The sequence below is a fragment of the Bacillus proteolyticus genome (genome assembly GCF_001884065.1).
Classification (GTDB): Bacteria; Bacillota; Bacilli; order Bacillales; family Bacillaceae_G; genus Bacillus_A; species Bacillus_A proteolyticus.
The window spans coordinates 1-2904 of sequence record NZ_MACH01000064.1; the positions used below are offsets into that span (position 1 = coordinate 1).

Genomic DNA, 2904 nt, shown 5'->3' on the forward strand with positions numbered 1-2904 from the left:
ATTAGAGTTCGATAGAACTCTTTACTTAGGAATCCCCCTCTTCTAAACGAAGTGAAAGTGGGGGTAGTTCAAGGTAATAGCTTATAATTTTCACGTTTTTATTTAGTCCCCCAAAAAGTTCGCATTTTGTTCGCGGTTTTTAGATTATCCCTAATGCTGTAGCAATCAATTTAACCGCACTCTGCTTCTTCTCATAGAAATATGTCTTCTTGAGTAGTAGATCATGATAAACGTCTGAATCCTTTACTCTCTCGTTTGTCAGAAACTTACGCTCAACGATTTTACGCTCGTCTTCATCTAATAGGTTGTTAAGCGCCTTCTCTACCTGCTGCACCTTCCATTTACTTGTATTCCTTGAATCACGTAACCCAGGGAATAAACTGATTCCTTCCTGCTCCACTTCATTACTGAATCGCATCTTGAGTGCTCTGTATTCCTTTAATACGCTCACTACTTCCTTTTGTACTTTCTTATCGTCGATAGCTGGTAATAAAGTTAATTGTCTCTCCATGAAGGAATCCCCCTATTTCTGAATTTGTAATTTTAACATCACATAAGGTACGTGAAATTTTAATATCTCATTGTTGAATAAGGGAACGACGGTTAGTAAGTAGCCCCACCATCTACTCGCCATCGTTCCGCTATCCATTAAGCCTTTAATAATTTACGTTTCTTGTTGTTCATTTTCTCTTTCGCTGCTTCAATGTCATTCGCTACCTTTTTATGGTCCTGATCAAATTGAATCATGCTATCTATTACCGGTGTGAATCCTTGCTCATCAATGTATTGTAAGTAATCAACTGGCGCTCTTTCTTTCTGTCTGATCTACCAGGTACCCGTAAATATCAAAGTCTGCTCTTGGTATAGACTTCTTAGCCTTCGGTTGATGAGACATCCTTACATAAAATTGAATGACTGTTAGTGGTACCAAGAAGACTGACTTATCCTTGCTGAATTCAATAAGAAAGAAGCAAACCGCTCCCATCCTCTCTGCTTTTTCCAAGTAATCTAATTGGTGCTGCGCAATGTTTTTTAAATTAAATCTATTTATCTCATTTGTAGATTTCGCCTCAAACGCTATAGCTCGTCCTTTATACACGCCGTCATAGTCTACTGTACTTTTAGATTCGTAATAACCATCTTTCACACGGCCATAGACCATCTTTAATACCTTTACAGGAGTCGGACGCTTGTTTATAAGCGCCACTCCCGCTCTTTGATACATTTCATTCGATAGATTGATAAGCTTTTCAAAAGCCATTCCACGGTTACCTTGTCCCATTTTTATTCCTCCATTTCTTTCTTGCAGCCTTCAAGAAAATCAATAACTTCCTGAACATGCTCCCTTGTTGTCATACTTTCCATTACGTATCCTGCATCGTTATAAACATTAACCTTATTTCCTGTAAACTCCATTCCGCACATTCCGTCTGCACCTAATAGCTTTACTTTATCTTCCACTCTGCCAACCTCGCTTTCTATTAAAATGATTATTTTGTTTAGTTTTCTTTCCAACTCTCACCCTTACGAAAATGAATATTCCATGCTTGTTGTCGTGTAAAACCTATATCTTGCAGCCCTTTTATATTTTGGGGCTCTTCAAATGTGCAAGGAACACTTATTTCTCTACTAAAATCAAAACCAGATTCAACTGTTTCATCAGAAGAAATATCGATTTCTTGAATACCACCCTGTATTTCCACACTTTCTCCTTCAGCTGTTTGTATAAAGTATTTAACACCTTCTAAATTCAGGCCCATATCCATTCCCCTTTTCTACAAAATGAAATTTTTATAATCATAATTAGATAAAAACAACATAAATTTTAATGAGACTGGGTATTTATTAGCGGTTAGGAGCGCCTTGGTCAAGCGTTCCTTTTTTGTGTGTACAAAATAGCGTTTTTGTTAAAATTTCACTTCAATATACTTCATTTATGGTATATAATGATAATTGAAAACCAAAACTTTCATTTTAGAAAAGTCCTTACGTTTATGTGAGGGCTTTTTTACATTCAAATAAGGATGTTATTTAAATTTTACAAAACCTATCTTTACCAAAATAGATTCAGAATTACCCATTTAGCATAATATAATCCTTTTAAACATTTTAAATTTATAATTAGTAATGGAGGCATTAAAATGGGAAGCATCCCAAAATTACCATCACAACAATCATCCCTAAAAAACCAAATTAATTCTAACAATCACCAACAAACGAATAAAAAACTAAGACGTCGTCTTTTACTAGCGCTAGCTTTTATGCTACCTATTGTTATTTCCGCCCAAATCTCCCTTTATAAGCAGGAGCAAATGATTAAGAAAAAACAAATTATACTTAATAATGAAAAACAAAAATTATCTTATTTAAAGAACGTTGGACACTATCTTGAAAATGATATTAAAACTTTAACAGAGAGTGAAGAAGGTATTTTACAGTTCGGAAGAAAGTTGTATGGGTTTTCCAAGGCTGATGAAACTATATTTCTAATAGCTAAATAGCTTTTCGATATATAAGCAATTATCATTAATCAATGAGCAATTTAATGATAATCGCTTATTATCAACATCCCATTAAATAACTATTTTGTTAAGATTTTAAATATCCAATTTCCTTTTTCGAATAATCTTTTTTATATCGCACATACTATCTCTAAGCCGATCTTTCCCCGGCTGCACTCTTTCAAAACGGAAAGCGCTCCTCCGTGCCGTGCAAGAACATGGCGGGCAACTTAATCAGTTGCCTGCTGTTTTTGTGTATAATCGTAAAAATTCTTGTGCAGTTGCGATAGGTAAGACTTTGAAGTTATCTCCATCTTCTCCCCCGCTTAACACTGTACGTGCGGTAGAGTAGGTAGCCAGCGAGTTACATATTTGAAATAAGCACTTTTCCAACTACCCCTCC

The 2904-nt window shown here is 35.4% G+C and carries 5 protein-coding genes and 1 pseudogene; 1 reads left to right on the forward strand and 5 read right to left on the reverse strand.

The features are described 5' to 3' along the window. Positions 1 to 139: 139 nt before the first annotated feature. The 4 genes and pseudogenes from BAQ49_RS09870 to BAQ49_RS09885 form a co-directional block, all read right to left on the reverse strand. Positions 140 to 511 carry an ArpU family phage packaging/lysis transcriptional regulator gene (locus BAQ49_RS09870; RefSeq protein WP_071745173.1) on the reverse strand — a complete coding sequence of 124 codons (372 nt, stop codon included), beginning with the start codon at positions 509 to 511 and terminating at the stop codon, positions 140 to 142. Between the two features lie 137 nt (positions 512 to 648). Next, positions 649 to 1282, reverse strand: a pseudogene (locus tag BAQ49_RS09875) (Holliday junction resolvase RecU). 2 nt (positions 1283 to 1284) lie between these two features. Next, positions 1285 to 1461, reverse strand: a complete 177-nt coding sequence (locus BAQ49_RS32835) for a hypothetical protein (RefSeq protein ID WP_002187114.1) — start codon at positions 1459 to 1461, stop codon at positions 1285 to 1287. A 38-nt stretch (positions 1462 to 1499) separates the two neighbouring features. Then, entirely contained in the window at positions 1500 to 1760 is a 261-nt protein-coding gene (locus BAQ49_RS09885; protein WP_071745174.1) for a PadR family transcriptional regulator, read from the reverse strand. Between the two features lie 381 nt (positions 1761 to 2141). On the opposite strand from BAQ49_RS09885, the gene BAQ49_RS09890 reads away from it, so the two are divergent. Then, positions 2142 to 2501 (forward strand): hypothetical protein, encoded by a 360-nt coding sequence (locus tag BAQ49_RS09890; RefSeq protein WP_002187112.1) that lies wholly within the window; start codon positions 2142 to 2144, stop codon positions 2499 to 2501. A gap of 234 nt (positions 2502 to 2735) precedes the next feature. Here BAQ49_RS09890 and BAQ49_RS32840 read toward each other — a convergent pair whose 3' ends face one another. Further along, positions 2736 to 2894, reverse strand: a complete 159-nt coding sequence (locus tag BAQ49_RS32840) for a hypothetical protein (RefSeq protein WP_165616033.1) — start codon at positions 2892 to 2894, stop codon at positions 2736 to 2738. Positions 2895 to 2904: the final 10 nt, after the last annotated feature.